This window comes from Stenotrophomonas sp. YJH_SMC_106-19 (assembly GCF_059368375.1).
In genome coordinates this window covers 64975-86072 of sequence record NZ_JCAFRQ010000001.1, presented here as the reverse complement: position 1 = coordinate 86072, position 21098 = coordinate 64975, and the positions used below count along the sequence as shown (strand labels likewise).

At 66.3% G+C, this 21098-nt stretch carries 17 protein-coding genes; 9 read left to right on the top strand and 8 right to left on the bottom strand.

Annotation, left to right across the window (positions count from 1 at the left end; genetic code table 11):
• Positions 1-4 precede the first annotated feature (4 nt).
• The 3 genes from AC5P5M_RS00310 to AC5P5M_RS00300 all read right to left on the bottom strand — a co-directional run bounded on the left by AC5P5M_RS00310 (position 5) and on the right by AC5P5M_RS00300 (position 2683).
• Positions 5-1414: a Y-family DNA polymerase gene (locus tag AC5P5M_RS00310; protein WP_180876982.1), complete on the bottom strand. Its 1410-nt coding sequence runs from the start codon at positions 1412-1414 to the stop codon at positions 5-7.
• Between the two features lie 9 nt (positions 1415-1423).
• Positions 1424-2038 carry a translesion DNA synthesis-associated protein ImuA gene (gene imuA / locus AC5P5M_RS00305; RefSeq protein WP_053517646.1) on the bottom strand — a complete coding sequence of 205 codons (615 nt, stop codon included), beginning with the start codon at positions 2036-2038 and terminating at the stop codon, positions 1424-1426.
• A 210-nt stretch (positions 2039-2248) separates the two neighbouring features.
• Positions 2249-2683, bottom strand: a complete 435-nt coding sequence (locus tag AC5P5M_RS00300) for a VOC family protein (RefSeq protein ID WP_053517644.1) — start codon at positions 2681-2683, stop codon at positions 2249-2251.
• A 334-nt stretch (positions 2684-3017) separates the two neighbouring features.
• Between AC5P5M_RS00300 and AC5P5M_RS00295 the strand changes: the two genes are divergently transcribed.
• Positions 3018-5813, top strand: coding sequence for a beta-glucosidase family protein (locus tag AC5P5M_RS00295; protein ID WP_414487359.1), 2796 nt, complete (start codon positions 3018-3020; stop codon positions 5811-5813).
• Positions 5814-6129: 316 nt separating this feature from the next.
• Entirely contained in the window at positions 6130-8040 is a 1911-nt protein-coding gene (locus tag AC5P5M_RS00290; protein ID WP_065182748.1) for a CocE/NonD family hydrolase, read from the top strand.
• 95 nt (positions 8041-8135) lie between these two features.
• On the opposite strand, the gene AC5P5M_RS00285 is transcribed toward AC5P5M_RS00290, so the two are convergent.
• Positions 8136-9227: an alkene reductase gene (locus tag AC5P5M_RS00285; protein ID WP_197601438.1), complete on the bottom strand. Its 1092-nt coding sequence runs from the start codon at positions 9225-9227 to the stop codon at positions 8136-8138.
• Between the two features lie 172 nt (positions 9228-9399).
• On the opposite strand from AC5P5M_RS00285, the gene AC5P5M_RS00280 reads away from it, so the two are divergent.
• The 7 genes from AC5P5M_RS00280 (at position 9400) to AC5P5M_RS00250 (ending at position 17282) form a co-directional block, all read left to right on the top strand.
• Positions 9400-10158, top strand: a complete 759-nt coding sequence (locus AC5P5M_RS00280; RefSeq protein ID WP_053517641.1) for an SDR family NAD(P)-dependent oxidoreductase — start codon at positions 9400-9402, stop codon at positions 10156-10158.
• A gap of 127 nt (positions 10159-10285) precedes the next feature.
• Positions 10286-10735 carry an MgtC/SapB family protein gene (locus tag AC5P5M_RS00275; RefSeq protein WP_053517640.1) on the top strand — a complete coding sequence of 150 codons (450 nt, stop codon included), beginning with the start codon at positions 10286-10288 and terminating at the stop codon, positions 10733-10735.
• Between the two features lie 215 nt (positions 10736-10950).
• Positions 10951-12609, top strand: a complete 1659-nt coding sequence (gene lldP, locus AC5P5M_RS00270) for an L-lactate permease (protein WP_065182750.1) — start codon at positions 10951-10953, stop codon at positions 12607-12609.
• Between the two features lie 71 nt (positions 12610-12680).
• Positions 12681-13445, top strand: a complete 765-nt coding sequence (gene lldR, locus AC5P5M_RS00265; protein ID WP_053517636.1) for a transcriptional regulator LldR — start codon at positions 12681-12683, stop codon at positions 13443-13445.
• Positions 13446-13449: 4 nt separating this feature from the next.
• A complete protein-coding gene (gene lldD, locus AC5P5M_RS00260; protein WP_414487363.1) occupies positions 13450-14589 on the top strand; it encodes an FMN-dependent L-lactate dehydrogenase LldD in 1140 nt (379 codons plus the stop codon).
• Positions 14586-16286 (top strand): D-lactate dehydrogenase, encoded by a 1701-nt coding sequence (dld, locus tag AC5P5M_RS00255; RefSeq protein WP_495205447.1) that lies wholly within the window; start codon positions 14586-14588, stop codon positions 16284-16286. The genes lldD and dld overlap by 4 nt, the downstream gene beginning before the upstream one ends.
• A 111-nt stretch (positions 16287-16397) precedes the next feature.
• Complete coding sequence (locus AC5P5M_RS00250) at positions 16398-17282, top strand: hypothetical protein (protein WP_197601423.1); 885 nt, start codon at positions 16398-16400, stop codon at positions 17280-17282.
• Between the two features lie 116 nt (positions 17283-17398).
• Here the strand turns inward: AC5P5M_RS00250 and AC5P5M_RS00245 are convergent, their stop codons facing one another.
• The 4 genes from AC5P5M_RS00245 to AC5P5M_RS00230 all read right to left on the bottom strand — a co-directional run bounded on the left by AC5P5M_RS00245 (position 17399) and on the right by AC5P5M_RS00230 (position 21094).
• A complete protein-coding gene (locus tag AC5P5M_RS00245; RefSeq protein ID WP_053517630.1) occupies positions 17399-17704 on the bottom strand; it encodes an I78 family peptidase inhibitor in 306 nt (101 codons plus the stop codon).
• A 225-nt stretch (positions 17705-17929) separates the two neighbouring features.
• Positions 17930-18499, bottom strand: coding sequence for a hypothetical protein (locus tag AC5P5M_RS00240; protein ID WP_495205446.1), 570 nt, complete (start codon positions 18497-18499; stop codon positions 17930-17932).
• Positions 18496-19197 (bottom strand): M949_RS01915 family surface polysaccharide biosynthesis protein, encoded by a 702-nt coding sequence (locus tag AC5P5M_RS00235; RefSeq protein ID WP_495205445.1) that lies wholly within the window; start codon positions 19195-19197, stop codon positions 18496-18498. The genes AC5P5M_RS00240 and AC5P5M_RS00235 overlap by 4 nt, the downstream gene beginning before the upstream one ends.
• Positions 19198-19213: 16 nt before the next feature.
• Positions 19214-21094 carry a TIGR02594 family protein gene (locus tag AC5P5M_RS00230; protein ID WP_340045111.1) on the bottom strand — a complete coding sequence of 627 codons (1881 nt, stop codon included), beginning with the start codon at positions 21092-21094 and terminating at the stop codon, positions 19214-19216.
• Positions 21095-21098: the final 4 nt, after the last annotated feature.

Here is a 21098-nt window from a genome sequence, read left to right as displayed (position 1 = left end):
TGGTTCAGCCGAACCAGCCGTGCAGCATCCACGGTGCATGTGGATCATTGCGCTCACGGAAGGCCCAGCCGCGCTGGCCGTGTGCGGTTTCCACCACGTAGTAGTCACGGCGCGCATCGGCCTGGTCCCACCAGCCTGATTCGATCCGCTCCGGCCCGGTGACGATGCGCAGCCGCGGGTCACGCAGCACCTGTGGTGTGTCCAGCAACCAGCCGGGGCGCAGCGGCCAGTACGCCGGTGGCCTGGCGGGTGCCTGGGTGCCACTGGCGCGTTCGGGGCGATGGTCGGCCTGCACGGCAAGGGGCTGCACGGCGTCATCGCCGAGCCGTGCACGCAGGCGCTCGCGCAGCTGGGTCCACGGCATCGCCTGTGCCGGGCGGGTGTCGAACAGATCGCGTGCGGCGGGCACGAAGGGCGGCAGCTGTTCGGCCTGCAGGCGCAGGGCCCGACTGCCCGCCGGCAGCGGGAAAGCCTCCATGCGGTTACGGGCGATCTCGAACAGCAGCGCGGCATCGCGCTCGGGTGCGAGCAGGCCGATGGTCAGCACGCTGGCAGGCAGCAGGTCGTGTTCGAAATGCAGGTCGAAACGCTGCACGCCGCCATCGCGCGAGCACAGGAAGGCCGCCAGATCCAGCAGCAGGCGTCGCAGCGGAAACAGCAGGGCCTGGCTGGATTCGATCTCGTACTCGAATTCGATGCGTGCGTCGAAACGGTCTGGTGGCTGGTAGTAGCGCAGGGGGGCGGTGGGCTGGCCACGCAGCGCGTCCAGCTGCTGCAGCACGTCCGGCGCGAAGCGACGCGCCAGGCTTTCGCGCGGCAGGTCGAACACTGCCCCCAGCGTACGCAGCCCGGAGCGGCCAAGCACGGTCACCGCATCGGCCGGCAACCCGCTGCGCGGCAAGGGCAGCTGCGCCAACAGGGCTGGCAACTGTCCTGCATCGATACCGAGGCCATCATGCACGTTGGCCAGCACCCGTGCGGCATGGGGATTGGGCGCCGCGACCAGGCGGTGACGGAATCCAAGTTCATGCAGGCCATCACGCAGGCGCCGCTCGATCGCCAGCCAATCGCCGAACAGGGCACGGCTGGCACCGATCTCCAGGACCAGGGCATGGGGAAAGTCGAGGCTGACCTGCGAACTGAAGCCGTACAGCCAGCTGGCCAGCAACTGGCGGGTGTGCAGCTCGGTGGCCGGATCGTAGTCATGCAGCTGCAGGTCCTGCACCAGTACCTGTGCGGCCGACAACAGCATGCCCGGACGCAGGCCGGCTGCACGCGCAGCAGGGCTGACGGCGCGCAGCACGCGACGCTGCGCCGGCCCCTGCAGCAGCACCAGTGGCCGCTGCGGATCCGCTTGCAGGCGCAGCACGCAATCCAGCGCCAGCTGCGGCAACAACAGGCAGGCCCAGTCCATGCGGCCGCCTCAGTGGGCGATGGCCAGTGGCAGCGGCTGTGCCGGCGGCAATCCGCCACGGCACTTCAGGACCCGGACCTGGCCGTGGTCGAGCTGCAGGCGCAGGCTGGCCGGGGACGGGTTGCGGGCTGCACGCGCCTCGCGGAACACGAAGCCCAGGCACTGGCCACTGTCGGCGGCTACCTGCAGGCGGCGCAGGGCGCGGTCGTCGGCCTGCTGTGGCCAGCACAGCACTGCCGCGCAGGCCGCCGAGCGCAGGCATTGTTCGGTGGCCCACAGCGCCTGCTTCGGCCCGGCCTGGATGATCTGCAGCTGCGCCAGATCCAGCCCGGCTGCGGCCCAGGCCGGCGCATGCGGCCGGTAAGGCGGCGCGACCAGCACGATCGGCCGCTCGCGGCGGCTCAGCTTTGCCAATGCCGGCCAGACCAGCGCCAGTTCGCCTACACCCGGCGCGCCCTGCAGCACCTCGCACAGCCCGCTGGCCGGCCATCCCCCCCCGGGCAGGCGTGCATCCAGGGCGGGGTGGCCACTGGCCAGATGGTCGCTGGCCGGGCCGTGCCGCGCCGGACCGCGCCATAGCTGGCGACCGTCCAGGAGACGGTCGAGGGCAATGACCGCACCCATCAGCCCACCGTCCGGAAACGCGTGGGGGCTGGCTGAGAGCGACAATAGTTGTCGGAAACGGCTGGCATGGAGCGAGTATCGACAGGCCGGTATCAAGGGCTGAGACCGGACATGCTACTCGCCTCGTGAGTAGAATTACTAATGAATTCGAGCGCCGCGTTTCAGGTTGCTGAAGAGCGGGCGCGGTTCATCGATCAACGTGCCCCGCACTCACCGCCCCTGCGGATCCGGGCGGTGGTGCACGTACTCGACCACGGTGCCATCGGGATGTACCGCATTGAACGCCGCACCGGTCGGGACGATCTGCAGCGGGAAGATGATCTCGGCCCCGGCAGCGATCAGTTTGTCGTGATAGGGCCGGACATCGTCGACCAGCAGGGTGCCCGTGGTCGAGGTGAAGGGTGCCAGTGCGGTCTCGCTGCCTTCGATCAGCAGGAAGGCACCGACCATGGCCAGGCGCAGTCCTGCATCGGGAAACGGAAACCCGGCATCGGCGACCACACCCTGCAGCTGCTCGTAGAACGCCACACTGCGCTCCAGTTCGCCGGGAGCGACGAATACGCGGATCAGCACGCGCGGGCTGCGTTGGCTGGAGGTGTCACAGCGGTCGCGCCAGAGATGGTCGAAGTCGCGATGTACGTTCATGGGCGTGATCCGTGGCCAGGGGCTTCCATTATCGGCAGCGCCGCGCACCCCACTGATGACCGCCGGTGATGGACTGATAACCGGCGTGCAGGGGCTGGCCTGTGCCTTAGGTCCTGTTGACAGGCATGAACGCCCTCGCACAATCTTCACAGGTTGGGCCACGTGCGTGGCCCGGGCAGGCAGGTTGTCACGCCGGGAGGAGGGTCCCGCGCGCAGACCGGTCCGCCCTCCGGCCTGAGGTGTTGCCCGGCAACGCCTGTACGGCATGAACGCTGCACCCTTCGGCGGCATTTTCCCTGGACCGATTGCCTTGGCAACGGAATTACGCCCGTCGATGAAAACGTTTACAAAGCCGCTTGCCCTGTCCCTCGCCGTGTCCGCCGCCGTCATCGCGCCGGCGTGGGCCGATCCCGCCGCGTTCACCGTGTTGACCCTGGAGCAGGCGCCGCCGGCCGAAGCGATGCCGGCCCTGGCCACCCAGCTTGGATCCCTGCAGGTGGATGCCGTGAGTGTGCGGCAGGTGCAGCGCAGCATCGACCAGGTCGATCCGCTGCAGCTGCTGGCGGATGGCCTGGGCTACGAATACCGCTTCATCGCCGCCGGGAAGGACGATGGCCGGACCCAGCGCGGTCAGGCCGTGCTGACCCGGTTGCCGATCGCGGCGGAATCCGGCCCGGACCAGCCGGGGCTGAACTACCTGCGCCTGGATGACGGTCGCCACAGCGTTGCGGTCTACACCGATGCCGGCGCGGGTGCCCTGCAGTTGCCGGCCCTGGTGTCGCGTTCGCGGCTGGGTGCGCCGGCGGTGCTGCTCGGCGCTGTTGCTGGCGATTCCGCCAAGGCTGCCGGTTTCGATCCGGCGCGGGTGGCCCCGGAAGCCGATGCCAGCTACTTCAGCGATGGCTTCCAGGCCGCCAGCAGTGCGCCGTTCAAGGTTGAGGGCAGCGCCCTGCGCGCGACCCTGCTGACCCTGGCCTATGCCGCCGACAAGGGGGGCGATGCGCCGTGGATGGACACCACCCTCAACGCCGACGCCCGCGCTGCGCTGCTGCTGAAGGCGATGACCGAGGATGAGAAATTCCAGATGCTGCACAGCTACTTCGGGCTGGGCAAGGACGGCGGCCCGCTGCCGGACGGCGCGGTCGGTTCGGCCGGTTTCGTGCCGGGCGTGCCGCGCCTGGGCATTCCCTCGCAGCAGTCGGCCGACGCCGGCGTCGGTGTGACCAACCCCGGCGGCATCCGGCCCGGCGACTTCGCCACCGCCATGCCCTCCGGCCCGTCCACCGCATCGAGCTGGAACCGCGAAGTGGCTTTCGCAGGCGGCGCGACGATGGGCCGCGAGGCCTGGCAGCAGCGTTTCAACATCCTGCTTTCCGGCAGCGTCAACCTGCAGCGCGATCCGCGCAACGGCCGCAACTTCGAGTACGCCGGCGAAGATCCGCTGCTGGCAGGCTCGATGGTCGGCGCGTTGATCCAGGGCGTGCAGAGCCAGCACGTGATCTCCTCGATGAAGCACTTCGCGCTGAACGACATGGAGACCCGCCGCAACTTCCATGACGTACGCATCGGCGAACAGGCCATGCACGAGTCCGACCTGCTGGCCTTCGAGATCGCGCTGGAGACCGGCCGCCCGGGCGTGGCGATGTGCTCGTACAACAAGATCAACGGCACCTACGGCTGCGAGAACGGCTACCTGATGAACCAGGTGCTGAAGCAGGAATGGAAGTTCCCTGGTTTCGTGATGTCCGACTGGGGTGGCGTGCACAGTGGCTCGAAGGCGGCGCTGGCCGGCCTGGACCAGCAGTCGGCCGGTGAAGTGTTCGACGCGGCGGTGTTCTTCGACGAGCCGCTGCGCCTGGCCGTGCACGGCGGCGTGGTGCCGCAGGCGCGCCTGAACGACATGGTGGCGCGCATCCTGCGCACGATGTTCCTGCACGGCAACTTCGACAACCCGCCGCAGCACCAGAAGGTTGATGCCGAGGCCGGCTTTTCCGTGGCACAGCGCACGGTGGAAGAGGGCAGCGTGCTGCTGCGCAATGAAGGCAACCTGTTGCCGCTGGCCGACAGCGTGAAGCGCATCGTCATCATCGGCGGCCATGCCGACAAGGGCGTGATCGGTGGTGGCGGTTCGTCGATGGTGGGCGTGACCGCCAAGGGCACCAACGCGGTGCCGGGCGTGATGCCGACCACCTGGCCGGGCCCGGTGATGTTCCATCCGTCCTCGCCGCTGGAGGCGCTGCGTGCAGCGCGCCCGGACGCCACCATCGCGTATGTGGACGGCAACAATGCCGCGGCTGCAGCCAAGGCCGCCGCACAGGCGGATGTCGCCATCGTGTTCGCCACGCAGTGGGCCGCCGAATCGGTGGATCTGCCGGACATGCAGCTGCCGGACAATCAGGATGCGCTGATTTCGGCGGTGGCCAAGGCCAACCCGAAGACCGTGCTGGTGCTGGAAACCAACGGCCCGGTGCGCACGCCGTGGCTGGCGCAGGTGCCGGCGATGCTGCAGGCCTGGTATCCCGGCATCCGCGGTGGCGAGGGCATCGCCGCACTGCTGACCGGTCAGGCCAATCCGTCCGGCCGCCTGCCGGTGACCTGGGTGACGGACGAGTCGCAGCTGCCGCGCCCGCATATCGATGGCCTGGGCTTCAAGCCGGCCAAACCGTTCGGTGATGTGTTCGATTTCGATATCGAAGGCGCCAACGTCGGCTACAAGTGGATGGCCGCCAAGGGCCTGACTCCGACCTTCGCCTTCGGCCATGGCCTGTCCTACACCTCCTTTGCCTACGACAACCTGAAGGTGAGCGTGGAAGGTTCGCGCCTGGTCGCCAGCGTGGACATCCGCAACACCGGCAAGCGCGCCGGTGCCGATGTGGCCCAGCTGTACCTGAAGCTGCCGGCGGGCAGCAGCACGCCGATCCGGCTGATCGGCTACGACAAGGTGCAGTTGCAGCCGGGTGAGCAGCGCCGCATCCGTATCGAAGCCGAGCCGAAGACCCTGGCCCACTACGATGCGCAGGCCCGCCAGTGGAAGATTGAAGGTGGCACCTACCAGGTGCAGCTGTCGCGCAATGCCGCCGAACCGCTGCAGAGCGCGGACGTGCAGCTGGTGGAGCAGGTGCTGCGCTGACACCGCGTGGTACTCACGCTTGCAGACACGGCCCCGCAAGGGGCCGTGTCTGTTTGCGGCCTGCCGCTGCGCTCGCCGGGCATGGCCCGGCGCTACCCCATGACCCGCACGAGCGGTAGCGCCAGGCCATGCCCGGCGGCGCAACGATGGGCAGAGGAATGCGGTAGCGCCGGGCCATGCCCGGCGAGCGCAGCGGCAGCATAGGCACATGTGCCATCAGTCCTGCCCGCATCCGCCGCAGAATGCAAAGCCGTCACACCCTTCACAGGGCAGGGCAGGAGTAGGCTTGGAACTTTCCCGCCGGAAGGGGTTGTCCATGCGTGTGCGTGCCGTTGCAATAGCCATCGCCCTTTGCCTGTCCAGCAGCGTGCTGGCTGCCGATACTCCGCCGATGACCCCGGACATCAGCGGCAAGCCTTTCGTTGCCCCGGATGTGGGGCGCGACTACGACAAGCGCGTGGTGATGGTGCCGATGCGTGATGGCACCAGGCTGTATACGGTGATCGTGGTACCCAAGGGCGCCCGTAACGCGCCGATCCTGCTGACCCGAACGCCCTACGATGCTGCCGGCCGCGCCAACCGCAGTGACTCGCCGCGCATGCGCGACCTGCTGCCACAGGGCGACGAGGTGTTCGTCGACAGCGGTTACATCCGCGTGTTCCAGGACATCCGTGGCAAGTACGGCTCCGAAGGCGATTACGTGATGACCCGGCCGCTGCGCGGGCCGTTGAACAACACCAAGGTGGATCACTCCACCGACGCCTGGGACACCATCGACTGGCTGGTGAAGCACGTGCCCGAGAGCAACGGCAAGGTCGGCATGCTGGGCTCGTCCTATGAAGGTTTCACCGTGGTGATGGCGTTGACCGATCCGCATCCGGCGTTGAAGGTGGCGGCACCACAGAGCCCGATGGTCGATGGCTGGATGGGCGACGACTGGCTCAACTACGGTGCCTTCCGCCAGGTCAACTTCAACTACTTCGCGATGCAGACCGAGAAGCGCGGCAAGGGCACGCCGCTGCCGAGCCTGGGCTATGACGACTACAGCACGTTCCTGCGCATCGGTTCGGCTGGCGACTACGCCCGTTTCACCGGCGTGGACCAGCTGACCTGGTGGAAGAAGCTGGTCGAGCACCCGGCGTATGACGCCTTCTGGCAGGGCCAGGCGCTGGATGCGGTGATGGCCAAGACGCCGTTGAAGGTGCCGACCCTGTGGTTGCAGGGCCTGTGGGACCAGGAGGACATGTGGGGTGCCAACCACGCCTACCAGGCGATGGAAGGGCGCGATAGCGGCAACGACCGCAACTATCTGGTGATGGGGCCATGGCGGCACAGCCAGGTGAACTACAGCGCCAGCGAACTGGGCGCGCTGAAGTTCGACGGCGATACCGCGCTGCAGTTCCGCCGCGATGTGCTCAAGCCGTTCTTCGACCAGTATCTGGTGGACGGCGCGCCGAAGGCGGACACACCGCCGGTGCTGATCTACAACACCGGTGAAAACCACTGGGATCGCCTGAAGGGCTGGCCGCGCAGCTGCGACCAGGGGTGCGCCGCCAGCAGCAAACCGCTTTATCTGCGTGCCGGCGGCAAGCTGGCGTTCCAGGCGCCGGCGGCGGGCGAGGGCGACTTCGAGGAATACGTGTCCGACCCGGCCAAGCCGGTGCCGTTCGTACCGCGCCCGGTGCGCTTCGGTGACCGCGACATGTGGACGACCTGGCTGGTCAAGGATCAGCGCTTCGTCGATGGCCGACCTGACGTGCTGACCTTCATCACCGAACCGCTGGCCGCGCCACTGCGCATCGGCGGCGCGCCGGTAGTGCACCTGCAGGCGTCCACCAGCGGCACCGACAGCGACTGGGTGGTGAAGCTGATCGATGTGTATCCGGACCAGGAGGCCTCGGCGCCGGAGATGGGCGGCTATGAGCTGCCGGTGTCACTGGCGATCTTCCGTGGCCGCTACCGCGAAAGCTTCAGCGATCCGAAGCCGCTGGCGGCGAACCAGGTGCTGCCCTACCGCTTCGACCTGCCCAACGCCAACCACACCTTCCAGAAGGGGCACCGGGTCATGGTGCAGGTGCAGTCGAGCCTGTTCCCGCTGTATGACCGCAACCCGCAGACCTATGTGCCGAACATCTACCTGGCCAAGCCGGGCGACTACCAGAAGGCCACGCAGCGGGTCTGGCACAGCGCGGCGCAGGCCAGCTACATCGATCTGCCGGTGTACTGAAACGGGGCGGGCAACGCCGGGCGTGGCCCGGCGCCACCTTCCATGGGCAACGTCGGGCCATGCCCGGTCGCGGTGGACCGGGCTTGCACCTGTCGTCAGGCATCCAGTGCCGGGTAGTCGATGTAGCCGTGTTCGCCACCGCCATACAACGTGGCCGGGTCGAGCTCGGCCAACGGCGCACCGCTGCGCAGTCGCGCGACCAGATCCGGGTTGGCGATGAAGGGCCGACCAAACGCGATCATGTCGGCATAGCCGCTGGCAAGGGCCCGCCCGGCACGCTCAACGTCGTATCCGTTGTTGGCGATCCAGGCGCCACGGAAGCGTGCGCGCAGCGCAGGGTAGTCGAACGGGATGTTGTCCCGATCGCCACCGGTTGCACCTTCGATGACATGGATGAAGGCCAGTCCGTCGATCGTGTCCAGGCGCTCCACTGCACGGTTGAACAGCGGTTGCGGGTTGCTGTCATGGGCATCATTGACCGGGGTGACCGGTGACAGGCGCACGCCGGTGCGGCCGGCGCCGATTGCTTCGGCGACCGCGCTGACCACCTCGAACAGCAGCCGCGTACGGTTCTCGATGCTTCCACCGTAGGCATCGTCCCGGTGGTTGCTGCCATCGCGCAGGAACTGGTCGATCAGGTAGCCGTTGGCTGCATGTACCTCGACGCCATCGAAGCCTGCGGCAATGGCATTGCGCGCGGCGATGCGGTAATCCTCGATGAGTTGCGGGATCTCCTCCAGCGCCAATGCGCGCGGCGCGGAGACATCCTCGAATCCATTGGCGGTGAAGGTCTTGCCGTTGGCGCGGAGGGCGCTGGGTGCCACCGGCACTTCGCCTTCCGGCAGCAGGCTGGTGTGGGAGATGCGACCCACATGCCACAGCTGCAGCACGATGCGGCCACCTTCGGCGTGTACCGCGTCGGTGATGGATTTCCACGCAGCGACCTGCTCGGCGCTGTAGATACCCGGCGTATCAAGGTAGCCCTGGCCCAGAGGGCTGATCTGGGTGGCTTCTGCAATGATCAGGCCGGCACTGGCACGTTGGCGGTAATAGGTGATCGCCAGCGGAGAAGGGACGCGGTCGGGCAGGGCGCGGTTGCGCGTCAGCGGTGCCATGGCGATGCGGTTCGCGGCAGCGATGTCACCCAGGTGAGTGGGCGTGAACAGCAGGGCGTCAGCGGGATTCATTGGAGTTTCCACAGCAGGGGAGGGTGAGGTCGAGCATACGGTCGAACGCGTTGCAGCGATGGGAAGGTTCGTTGCAGCGCCTGGAAGTGGCGCGGCCGTAACACGGCGGGGCGTACCGTGGGTCGCGGGTGGACGCGTGTCCACATCGATTCCCGATAGATGGAGAACACAGATGATCGACTATCAGCTCGGCGGCAAGACGGCGATCGTGACCGGTGGCGTTTCCGGCATCGGCCTGGCCGTGGCCGAACTGCTGGCAGCGTCCGGTGCTGCGGTGTCAGTGTGGGACCTGAAGCAGGACGCGGTGGACGCCACCGTGGAAGCGCTGGCCCGGCGTGGCAGCCGCGCCATCGGCATCGCCTTGGATGTCACGGATGAGGCTGCCGTGGAGGCGGCGGTGCAGCGCACAGTGAAGGAGCTGGGCGGGGTGCACGTCGCGGTCAACAACGCCGGCATCAGCGGTCCGGCGGCGAGCAGCGGCGACTATCCCGTCGATGGCTGGAAGCGGGTGGTCGATGTGAATCTGACCAGTGTATTCCTGTGCCAGCGTGCGCAGATCCAGGCCATGCGCGCGGCCGGGAAGGGCGGGAGCATCATCAACATGGCCTCGATCCTGGGCCAGGTGGGCTATGCCGGTTCGACCGCGTACGTGGCAGCCAAGCATGGTGTGGTCGGCCTGACGCAGACCGCAGCGTGGGAGCATGCCGCCGATGGCATCCGTGTCAATGCGGTGGGGCCGGGCTTCATCGCCACGCCGCTGCTGGAGAAGATGGATCCGAAGGTGCGCGCCACGCTGGAAGACCGCCACGCCTTGAAGCGCCTGGGCAAGGCCGAGGAAGTGGCGGCGCTGGTGGCCTGGCTGGCCAGCGACGATGCCTCGTTCGCGACCGGCACCTATTACGCGATCGATGGCGGTTATCTGGCGCAGTGATGCGGTGACCGCAGGGACGGTGGTGCCGGGCATGGCCCGGCGCTACCGGGTGAACGGGCCGTGGTGCGGCCTTCACCGCGATCCGACGGCTGACGCGCAACGCTCCGGGAAACTCCCGGAGACGTCGATGGAACTCAACCAGGATGTATCGATCCTGCTGCGCGTGGCCGCCGCGATGCTGTTCGGTGGCGTGCTCGGTATCGAGCGCGAGATGGGCAAGCATGCGGCGGGCCTGCGCACGCACATGATGATTGCCGGCGCCGCAGCGCTCATCGTGGGGCTCGGCGATTCCGTGGCCGAGCATTTCCAGCAGGAGCGCTACCGCGACCTGCTGCAGGTCGACCCGGTGCGCCTGATCGAAGCGGTGGTGGCCTGCGTCGGCTTCGTTGCCGCAGGCACCATCCTGCGTGGCAGCCGCGAGGACCAGGTCAGCGGGCTGACCACGGCCAGTTCGCTGGTGATGGCCGCCGCCATCGGGATTGCGGTGGGCATCGGCAAGTACGTCATTGCCCTTGGTGTGAGCGTGCTGTGCCTGCTGGTGCTGGCGGTGATGCGACGGTTGGCGGACAGGCTCTAGCGGGGCAGCACCTTCGAGCTTCTGTCATGTGGCGCTTTATTGGTAATACCAATATGTCCGGTAACTCTATGGTCTAATAGGCTCTTCGTCGAAATGGCGGTTCAATCGGCTTCAAATAGTCCGATGAATCTGATTATTGGTAATACCAATAATCGTGACCACGGCGTCCCATCGCATGCGGTGGGGAAACATTCCGCCCCCCGTCGAGAGCCTCCATGCAGCCCTGGCAACACCTGTACGACCCCGCCGGCAACCTGTGGTTGTCCAGCCTGATCGCGTTGCTGCCGATCGCGTTCTTCTTCGTTGCCCTGGCCGTGCTGCGCATGAAAGGCTGGCTGGCCGGCACGATCACCGTGGCCATCGCACTGGCCGTGGCCCTGCTGTTCTACCGCATGCCGCTGACCCAGGCGTTGGGAGCGGCCGGCTTTGGTTTCGTCTACGGGCTGTGGCCGATCGCCTGGATCATCATCGGCGCGGTGTTCCTGTACAAGGTCTCGGTCAAGACCGGGCAGTTCGACATCATCCGCGCTTCGATCCTGTCGGTGACCGAAGACCAGCGCCTGCAGATGTTGATGGTCGGCTTCGCCTTCGGTGCCTTCCTGGAAGGCGCGGCGGGGTTTGGCGCGCCGGTGGCGATCACCGCAGCGCTGCTGGTCGGGCTGGGCTTCAAGCCGCTGTATGCAGCGGGCCTGTGCCTGATCGTCAATACCGCGCCGGTGGCATTCGGTGCGATGGGCATTCCGATCATCGTGGCGGGACAGGTCACCGGGCTGGAGGCCTTCGAGATCGGCCAGATGGCCGGTCGCCAGCTGCCGTTCCTGACCATCATCGTGCTGTTCTGGATCATGGCGATCATGGATGGCTGGCGTGGCGTCAGGGAAACCTGGCCGGCTGTGCTGGTGGCCGGCGGGTCGTTCGCCATTGCCCAGTACCTGACCTCCAACTTCATCGGGCCGGAGCTGCCGGACATCACCGCGTCGCTGGCGTCGCTGGTGTGCCTGACCCTGTTCCTGCGCCGCTGGAAGCCGGTACGCATCTTCCGCTTCGATACCGAAACCAGCGCCGAGGCGGCCGCCCAGGCGCTGGAAGCGCCGCGCTACAGCGTTGGCCAGATCGCCAAGGCGTGGTCGCCGTTCCTGATCCTTACCGCGATGGTCACGCTGTGGAGCATCAAGCCGTTCAAGTCGCTGTTCGCGGCGGGTGGCCCGCTGGAAAGCTGGGTGCTGAAGATCCCGGTGCCGGGCCTGGACCAGATGGTGCAGAAGATGCCACCGATCGTGCCTGCGCCGTTGAGCTACGAGGCGGTCTATAAATTCGACGCGTTCTCGGCCACCGGCACGTCGATCATCCTCGCCGCAGTGATTGCCATCATCGCCCTGCGCATGCCGGCCAAGGCGGCGCTGCAGACCTTCGGCGAGACCGTGCGCGAGCTGCGCACACCGATCTACTCGATCGGCATGGTGCTGGCCTTCGCCTTCATCGCCAACTATTCGGGTCTGTCGGCCACGCTGGCGCTGGCGCTGGCCCACACCGGCAAGGCATTCACCTTCTTCTCGCCGTTCCTGGGCTGGCTGGGCGTGTTCCTGACCGGCTCGGACACGTCCTCCAACGCGCTGTTTTCGGCCTTGCAGGCCACCACTGCGCAGCAGATCGGCGTGTCCGAGGTGCTGCTGGTGGCGGCCAACACCACCGGCGGCGTCACCGGCAAGATGATCTCGCCGCAGTCGATTGCCATCGCCTGCGCCGCGGTCGGCCTGGCCGGCAAGGAATCGGACCTGTTCCGCTTCACTGTCAAGCACAGTCTGATCTTCACCGTGATGGTCGGCCTGATCACCACCGCGCAGGCGTACTGGCTGACCTGGATGATTCCCTGAGCCATGCAGCCGACGACCTATCCGCGCAGCATGGGCCGCACCTGCCAGGCGCTTCGGGCCACAATGGCGCCATGAGCACGCAACGGATTTCAGACAAGGTGGCCGCGCAGCTGCGTGGTCTGGTGCAGGAGCGGCAGCTGCAGCCGGGTGACCGGCTTCCGGCCGAGCGCGCGCTGGCGGTGCAGCTGGGTGTCTCGCGCACGGCGCTGCGCGAGGCCATCGCGCAGTTGTCCAGCCAGGGCCTGCTGAGCGCACGCGTGGGCGGCGGCACCTACGTGGCGGAGCCGGCCACGCGCGCGCGGCAGGCGCTGGATGAACCCCTGGCTCCGTACCTGCCGTTGTTCCAGGGCGACCCGGAATACCGCTTCGACGTGCTGGAGATCCGTCACGCGCTGGAAGGAGCGACGGCCTGGCATGCAGCGCTGCGTGCCACCGATGAGGATCGGGCGCGCATCGCCCAGGCCTTCCAGACCATGATGGATGCGCATGGCAAGGATGATCCTTCAGGCGAGGCGGAGGCTGATGCGGCCTTCCACCTGTCCATCGCCGAAGCGTCGCACAACCTGGTGCTGCTGCAGGTGATGCGTGGCCTGTTCGATCTGCTGCAGACCAACATCTCGCAGAGCCGCGAGAAACTCTATACCTCGGCGAGGACCTTCTCGCCGTTGTCCGACCAGCACCGCGAGATGATGGATGCGGTGCTGGCCGGTGATCCGGAGCGCGCGCGCGCCGCCGCGCATGCCCACCTCGAGTTCGTGCACACCACGCTGCGCACGCTCGACGACAACGAAGCCCGGCGCGCGCGGGCCTCGCGCCTGCCTTCCCCACACGGTTGACCCCATGATCATCTCCGCCTCCACCGATTACCGCGCCGCAGCCAAACGCCGGCTGCCGCCGTTCCTGTTCCACTACATCGATGGCGGCGCCTATGCCGAGCACACGCTGAAGCGCAACGTTTCGGATCTGTCCGACATCGCACTGCGCCAGCGCATCCTGCGCAACATGTCCGACCTGAGCCTGGAGACCGAGCTGTTCGGCGAGACGCTTGCGATGCCGGTGGCACTGGCGCCGGTCGGCCTCACCGGCATGTATGCACGCCGCGGTGAAGTGCAGGCGGCGCGGGCAGCTGACAGCCGCGGCATTCCGTTCACCCTGTCCACCGTGTCGGTGTGCCCGATCGAGGAAGTGGCCCCGGCGATCCAGCGGTCGATGTGGTTCCAGCTGTACGTGCTGCGCGATCGCGGCTTCATGCGCAACGCCCTGGAGCGCGCCCAGGCGGCGGGCGTTACGACGCTGGTGTTCACCGTGGACATGCCGGTACCGGGTGCGCGCTATCGAGACGCGCACTCCGGCATGAGCGGTCCGAATGCTCCGCTGCGCCGCATCGGCCAGGCCATCACCCATCCGCGCTGGGCCTGGGACGTGGGTCTGTTCGGACGTCCGCACGATCTCGGCAACATCTCCACCTATCGCGGCAATCCCACCGGGCTGGAGGACTATATCGGCTGGCTGGGCAGCAACTTCGATCCATCCATTTCGTGGAAGGACCTGGAGTGGATCCGCGAGTTCTGGAAGGGACCGATGGTGATCAAGGGCATCCTCGACCCGGAAGACGCACGCGACGCGGTTGCATTCGGTGCCGACGGCATCGTGGTCTCCAATCACGGGGGGCGCCAGCTCGATGGTGTGCTGTCCACCGCACGCGCGCTGCCGGCCATCGCTGACGCGGTACAGGGTGACCTGAAGATCCTCGCCGATTCCGGCATCCGCACCGGACTGGACGTGGTGCGCATGCTGGCGCTGGGCGCTGACACCGTGCTGCTGGGGCGGGCCTTCGTCTATGCGCTCGCGGCGCAGGGTGAGGCCGGCGTGGCCAACCTGCTGGACCTGATCGCCAGGGAGATGCGCGTGGCAATGACGCTGATCGGCGCACACCGCATTACCGACATCGGCCGAGATTCACTGGTGCGGCTGCCATGACTGGCCACGGGGCCATGCTGTCGCAGCTGCGTGCTGCTGTCGGCAGCCGCCATGTGCTGACCCGCGACAAGGCGACCCGCCGCTTCCGCCGGGGCTATCGCTTCGGCGACGGCGCGGTGCTGGCCGTGGTGCGTCCGGGCACGTTGCTGGAATTGTGGCGTGTGCTCCAGGCGGCGGTACAGGGTGGGGCAGCGATCATCCTGCAGGCCGCCAATACCGGCCTGACCGGCGGCTCGACCCCGGATGGCAATGATTATGGGCGCCCGGTCGTGCTGGTCAGCACCCTGCGCTTGACCGGCATCCAGTTGTTGAACGAGGGCCGCCAGGTGGTGTGTCTGCCGGGCGCCACCCTGGACCGGCTGGAGCAGACGCTGGCGCCGCTGGGGCGCGAGCCGCATTCGGTGATCGGCTCGTCCTGCATCGGCGCCTCGGTGCTGGGCGGCATCTGCAACAACTCCGGCGGTGCGCTGGTGCGGCGTGGCCCCGCCTATACCGAGCTGGCGCTATATGCGCGGGTTGATGCGCAGGGCCGGTTGCAGCTGGTCAACCACCTGGGCATCGCGCTGGGCGATACGCCCGAGCAGATCCTGCAGCGCTTGCAGGCCGGTGACTACGATGCCGCCGATGTCAGCGACGGCGACGGCCGTTCCGCGTCCGACCCGCGCTACGCCGACGAAGTGCGCAGGGTCGATGCCGATACCCCGGCGCGCTTCAATGCCGATCCCAGTCGTCACTACGAAGCGGCGGGTTCAGCCGGCAAACTGGCGGTGTTCGCGGTGCGCCTGGATACGTTTGAGAAGGAGCCCGCCGAGGTCTTCTACATCGGCAGCAACCGTACCGGGAGTTTCACTGCCATCCGCCGCCAACTGCTGACCGGCTTCGATCGCCTGCCGATCGCCGGTGAGTACATCCACCGAGACGCCTACGATATCGGCGAGCGCTATGGAAAGGACACATTCCTGCTGATCGACCGGCTCGGGACCGCACGGGTGCCCGCGGCATTCGCACTGAAGAGTAGGGTTGACGGCTGGTTCGAGCGGTTGGGCCTGCGCGGCGTGACCGACCGGGTAATGCAGGTGCTGACCGGCCTGTTGCCCTCGCACCTGCCCCAGCGCATGGGCGAGTTCCGGCAGCGTTACGAGCATCATCTGCTGCTGAAGGTCTCCGCACAGGATGCAGCCGAGACCGAGGCCTGGTTGCAGCAATTCTTCGCCGAGCACGAAGGCGGCTATTTCCACTGCACGGCCGAAGAAGGGCGCAAGGCCTTCCTGCATCGTTTTGCCGTGGCCGGTGCTGCCGTGCGCTATCGCGAGGTGCATCGCCAACAGGTGCAGGACATCGTCGCGCTCGACATCGCATTGCGTCGCGACGACGCAGACTGGTTCGAGCAGCTGCCCGCCGCCATCGAAAGTCGCCTGCTGCACAAACTGTACTACGGCCACTTCCTGTGCCACGTGTTCCACCAGGACTACATTGCACGCAAGGGCGAAGATCCGATGGCGATCGAGCACGCGATGTGGGCACTGCTCGACCGGCGCGGGGCCGAGTATCCGGCCGAGCACAACGTCGGTCACCTGTACCCGGCCAAGCCGGCGCTGGCTGGGTTCTACCGACAGTTGGACCCGAGCAACACCTTCAACCCGGGCATCGGGCAGACTTCGAAGGCCAAGGGCTGGGGTGGCTGCGACTGCGGATGATGTAGACCCGAGCCCGTGCTCGGCTGCACTTCCCGGCAGGCAGCAGTCGAGCATGGCTCGACTCTACCCGGGCAACGGTTACCATCGGACTTCCAGCCGCAGGAGCCGCCCATGCCCTCCATCGTTGTCCGCACGACCACGTGTGCTGCACTGCTGGCCGCCCCGATCCTGGTGTTGGCGCAGGGCTCGATCCTGCCACAGCAGCGCGATGCGGCCGGCAATGTGATGGAGCCGCTGGGGCAGGTGCTGATCACCCGGGAGGCAGGCCCGGCAGGACTTTATGAGTGCACCCGGGACGGCAACTGGTGCGTACGCGTGCAACCGGTGGCCGAAGAGGGGAAGCGGCCCACCGTGCTGGAAGTGCTTGAGAAGGTGCCGGGCCAGGGCAAGCCGCACAGCTACCACGTCCGCATTGACGTGCCGCAGGAAAGCGAACTGAAGCTGTGGCCGTGGATCGTACGCCTGGCACCCGGTGTCGGCGCGGATGAGGACGTGATTGACCCGCAGCCGCGTGCCCGCCAGAACGTACTGGTAGGCGCCACGGTCACCTTCAGCATGATGTACTCCGGCGGTGGGGCAGACGCATCGACGCTGCAGCTGGCACGCGTGCGCCACCTGCAGGATGGCATCCAGGTGGACGATGATGTGCTGACCGTGCCGTGGGTGGGCAACGCGATGATCCGTGCTTGCTTCAGCGAGCAGGACATCAGGCAGCGTGCCGGTGCCTGCCACGATGAGTATGGATTCTCGGCAAAGCTGGGGCTGGATCCGGCAGTGCAGGGCATGCCGGTGCTTCGTTACCAGACGGTGGCGACCCGCTTCCCCGCAGGTGCATCGCGTTTCGAGGATTCGCTGGCGAAGGGGCCGTTGAAGACGAAGGACCTGCGCACCGAGCAGGACCCCGCGTGCAGCTATTCGCGTCTTTTCCGTTTCAGTGAGGGCCGTTTTCACCCCGACCAGCCACTGCCGGATTGTGCCGGTTATACCGAACCTTGAGCCCTGTCACGCTGGTCCATGCCCGACGCGCGTTCTGTGTAGAGCCGAGCCCACGCTCGGCTGCTGTTCAGTGGCAGCCGAGCGTGGGCTCAGCTCTACAGAAGCCCGCGCGGTGGTTACTCGCAGCGGGCTGCGGTGATGATGTTGTCCTTGTCCATGTAGACGCGCAGGCGATCCGGACGGATATCCTTGGTGGTAATCGTGGTCGGGCCGATCGGGTTGACCAGGCCGGCGCCGCTCTCACGCGACAGACGACGCATGTTCTCCTCATTGCCCGGCTGGCCGATTGCCCAGCCAAGCTGGCTGGCGTCGCAGCGGCCGGTGCCCTTCACCTCCGGCCCGGGCGTACTCACACAGGCGGCGAGCAGCATCGGCGTGGCGACTGCGGCCAGTGCAAGGCCGACGGAACGGAAACGGGTCATGAGCGGCGCTCCTGCGAGATGGTGGCGCCACCATAGCACCCTGCCCGTGGCGACGGCATGCGTTGGATCAAAGGAGGGGGCTCGGGAGCACAGGCACTGACGAGGTTGGCGCGTCCTGGCCGTGACCCTTCACGCCTGCGGAGCGCATGGAGCGCGTCTGCACGTTGCGAGTCAACCCAGCATTATCCTGGCATTCGGCCTATCGGTTTCGCGTCGCATCTGTCGCTATTCACTGCAGACCTGGATCAGGTCAATGCCGGCTGGACCGCGATAGCGCATCGTCGCCGGGTCGAACTGCAGCTGGATCTTCCCGGTACGGATGGTGTCATTCTGCCCAGTCGGACAGTCCCGTGTCGCGTCCAGTGCTGGCCAGGCAGCATGCGGCGCGACAGGGGCCGTCAATGTCGTGAACCTGCCCTCCAACAGACGGATATAGGTTCCATCCGCACACTGGGCAAGGATCAGTTTATCGGCGACATCGACATCGCCGTAGCTGCTGCCGAAGTAGGTGAGGATCGCGTCCTCGCGCCCGTCGTTGTTGAGATCGGGCGTGTCGTTCAAGAAGGTCTTTCCCTGCTGACCGCTGTATGGGCAGTCCTCGTCATTCCCCGGTGGACATGCACTGACGCGCTTCCCCTCCACCGGTACCAGTTCGATCCTGTCATCGATGGCGGTTGCACACGCGCGTTGCAGCGAGCCGGGCGGCGGAGTGCGCGCGATGGCGACGTCCGCGGCAGCGGAGAGCGCCAGCAGCAGGAGAGCCTGATGCTGGCGCTGGCATCGTGACGACGTCACGGTGAGCTTCCGCGCTTGATCGCCTCCCACACCTTGTCTACGTGCGCGCGAAGCACGGGCGCAGCCGAAGCCAGCGCGGGATCGTCCTGCCGGTCGCCGCCGAAGGGTTCATCGCCTTCCACCTCCACCAGCGATTCACCACGTACTTCGTAATACTGCTCGCCCTGGCGAAGCCCAATGCGCAGCTGCTGCGGATCGACGCCGCCGCCGCAGAAGCTGTGGCTGGCCAGCGTCAACTCGGCGCGGCCATCCTTGTCCAGGTCCGTTGCAGTCACCTGGTCCAGGAAGTAGCCGGCCTCCAGATCCAGACCTTCGCATTGAACCGGATCTTCCACGCTCCACCGCGAGGCCCAAGGAGCCGCTTGTCCGGCGCGCCGGAACAGCTCCGCACGCAACGTGATCTGATCCATCGCCTCTTCATCGCCCTGCGCCGGCATTGTCTGCTCGCTGCGCGAAAGAAGCAGCAGGCCCGGCCCGTCGATGTCATTGAACACCACTTGCTTCAGCAGCGTACCCGAGTAGAGGTCTTTCAGTTCCGCATCTGCCAGGGCGGGCAACAGCTCCAGTCGAGCAGCGGGCACGGCCTCAACCTGCCCGGGAAGTGCGTGTGCATTCGTTGCGGCATCGTCTGCTGCATCTGCAACCGGTGAGGACGGCGCACCGCAGCCGACTGCACCGAGTGCAAGCACGGCCAGCACGGCAAGTCGCAGCTGATCAGCGCGTATTGTCGCCAGCCTTTTTGGCCACGACAATGCCGAGCGCCGCGTTGAGGTCCGTGGCTGCCAGTTCATCGAGTTTGGTTTCCTTGAGTTCCTTCTGCGCGAATGGCAGATAGCTTTTCGGCACGTAGTAACGCAGCGTTGCAGGGTTGAAGCGGACAAAATTGATCTGGTCGCTCTGGTTGCCACCCAGCAGCACAGGTCGACCGCGGTCCATGGCGTAGACGAACCCTACGTGCGACGTACCGACCAGGGCTACCGCGCCGAACACCGGTTCGTCGATCTGGCTGAAGCGCGTGGTGTCGGCGGCGAACGAACGCGCGCGGTACGGGTGTGGAGATGATATAGCGTATCCGGCCGTGCGAAGGCACCAGTTCACGAACGATGCGCACCAAGCGTTGGAGCTTCCGGCCAGCGTAGTGAACTGCTTCCCGTAGCCGAGTTCGGAATGGAAGTTGATGGTGCGGCTGATCTCAGCCTCTTTCTTGCCCGCCCATTTGCGCGCCTGTGCATAGGCGTGCTCCACCCAAGGTGCGCGCTTCTGCGAAAACGGAATGATTGCGATTGGGTGGCCTTCGCCCTCGCGACTTCGGGTATCCCGTGCCTGTACTGACGCCGGCGGCCGCACAGCAGCAGGTGTTTCCGGCGGAGGCTTCACCAGCGAGGGCCGATCAGACGTTTGCGGATTCCCGCTGTTGCCCGCTCGCCCGGAAGACCCGGCCGCTGACGGGGGCACGGCTTCGACCCCAACAGGCAGCGTGATTTTCTGGCCAGGGTTGATTCGATTGGCATTGCTGATCGACGGATTGGCGGCCATCAGCGCATCGACGCTGGTGTGATGGCGGTCTGCAATTCGGCTCAGCGTGTCGCCGGAGCGAACGCTGTAGCTGGCTTGACGTGACCTTGTTGGAGTCGCCGGGGCGCCGTCGTTGGCTGCGTCAGCCGGCGCCTTTCCGTAGATCCAAACCACATGACCGGGATAGATGCGGTTGCGGTTGCGGATATGGTTGTTGCTCACCAGATCGTCAACTGAGGTCTTGAACCTGCTGGCGATCGAGGCGAGAGTGTCGCCTGGCTGCACCACGTAGCGCAGCGGTGTGCGCTTCTCCTTGCTGGGCTGCGTTGGAGTGTGTGGTTGCGAATTCCCGCCGACCGTCATCATGTTGCGCGCAAATACCAGGGACGCTGAGGCCTGCTGAAGCGCAAACTGGCCGATTCGGCTTCCAATCTTGCCTGATTCCTCAAGGAAGAGCTCTATCACTTCTCCTGGCTGGCGGGTGATGAATGTCGGCAGCGCCCCGTGCTCATTGGTGGTGACCTTCTTCTCGCCCGTATTGCTGCTACGCACGATCACGGGCGTTGCCGGCATCGGTCGGGCGCCGTCAGACAAGGTGACCTGCGTGGCGTGCACGATCCGTTCCTTGCGTGTCTCAGGCTTTGCATTGAAGCCCTCATATTGCTCCATCGCAGCGATCATGCCGTTGAACTGCTCATCGGTCATGTCCTTGATGACCGTCTGGTCGGTGGCACCAGATCGCTTGCGCACGTATGCCAGATAGGCCGCTGTGTCGTTTTCCGATTCCGGTGCATAGGTATGCATGGCGTTGTACAACGTCATGTCGTTGTACTTGCGGCGCAGCAGTGCGCGCTTCTCGGCGCGGCCATCCTCGGCCGTAGGAAAAATGGCGAACTTGCCGCTCTTCGTATCGGCCTGGCCGATCATCTTGGCGTACTTTCCGCCTGGACGCAGGTTGCCGGGGTTGTTGAGCAGCCAAGCCAGCGAGCCGCCACTGCGGATGAGCTTGTCACCGTTGTCGGCGGTGAACTCCACAGTGCGCGTATCCTTGTTGAAAACCGCGCTGATGTAGGTAGGCATTCCG

What these genes read in the sequence shown, in the direction of transcription:
- AC5P5M_RS00310 (WP_180876982.1), bottom strand. Translation starts at nt 1,414, where the DNA reads ATGGACTGGGCCTGCCTGTTGTTGCCGCAGCTGGCGCTGGATTGCGTG.
- imuA (WP_053517646.1), bottom strand. Translation starts at nt 2,038, where the DNA reads ATGGGTGCGGTCATTGCCCTCGACCGTCTCCTGGACGGTCGCCAGCTA.
- AC5P5M_RS00300 (WP_053517644.1), bottom strand. Translation starts at nt 2,683, where the DNA reads ATGAACGTACATCGCGACTTCGACCATCTCTGGCGCGACCGCTGTGAC.
- AC5P5M_RS00295 (WP_414487359.1), top strand. Translation starts at nt 3,018, where the DNA reads ATGAAAACGTTTACAAAGCCGCTTGCCCTGTCCCTCGCCGTGTCCGCC.
- AC5P5M_RS00290 (WP_065182748.1), top strand. Translation starts at nt 6,130, where the DNA reads ATGCGTGTGCGTGCCGTTGCAATAGCCATCGCCCTTTGCCTGTCCAGC.
- AC5P5M_RS00285 (WP_197601438.1), bottom strand. Translation starts at nt 9,227, where the DNA reads ATGAATCCCGCTGACGCCCTGCTGTTCACGCCCACTCACCTGGGTGAC.
- AC5P5M_RS00280 (WP_053517641.1), top strand. Translation starts at nt 9,400, where the DNA reads ATGATCGACTATCAGCTCGGCGGCAAGACGGCGATCGTGACCGGTGGC.
- AC5P5M_RS00275 (WP_053517640.1), top strand. Translation starts at nt 10,286, where the DNA reads ATGGAACTCAACCAGGATGTATCGATCCTGCTGCGCGTGGCCGCCGCG.
- lldP (WP_065182750.1), top strand. Translation starts at nt 10,951, where the DNA reads ATGCAGCCCTGGCAACACCTGTACGACCCCGCCGGCAACCTGTGGTTG.
- lldR (WP_053517636.1), top strand. Translation starts at nt 12,681, where the DNA reads ATGAGCACGCAACGGATTTCAGACAAGGTGGCCGCGCAGCTGCGTGGT.
- lldD (WP_414487363.1), top strand. Translation starts at nt 13,450, where the DNA reads ATGATCATCTCCGCCTCCACCGATTACCGCGCCGCAGCCAAACGCCGG.
- dld (WP_495205447.1), top strand. Translation starts at nt 14,586, where the DNA reads ATGACTGGCCACGGGGCCATGCTGTCGCAGCTGCGTGCTGCTGTCGGC.
- AC5P5M_RS00250 (WP_197601423.1), top strand. Translation starts at nt 16,398, where the DNA reads ATGCCCTCCATCGTTGTCCGCACGACCACGTGTGCTGCACTGCTGGCC.
- AC5P5M_RS00245 (WP_053517630.1), bottom strand. Translation starts at nt 17,704, where the DNA reads ATGACCCGTTTCCGTTCCGTCGGCCTTGCACTGGCCGCAGTCGCCACG.
- AC5P5M_RS00230 (WP_340045111.1), bottom strand. Translation starts at nt 21,094, where the DNA reads ATGCCTACCTACATCAGCGCGGTTTTCAACAAGGATACGCGCACTGTG.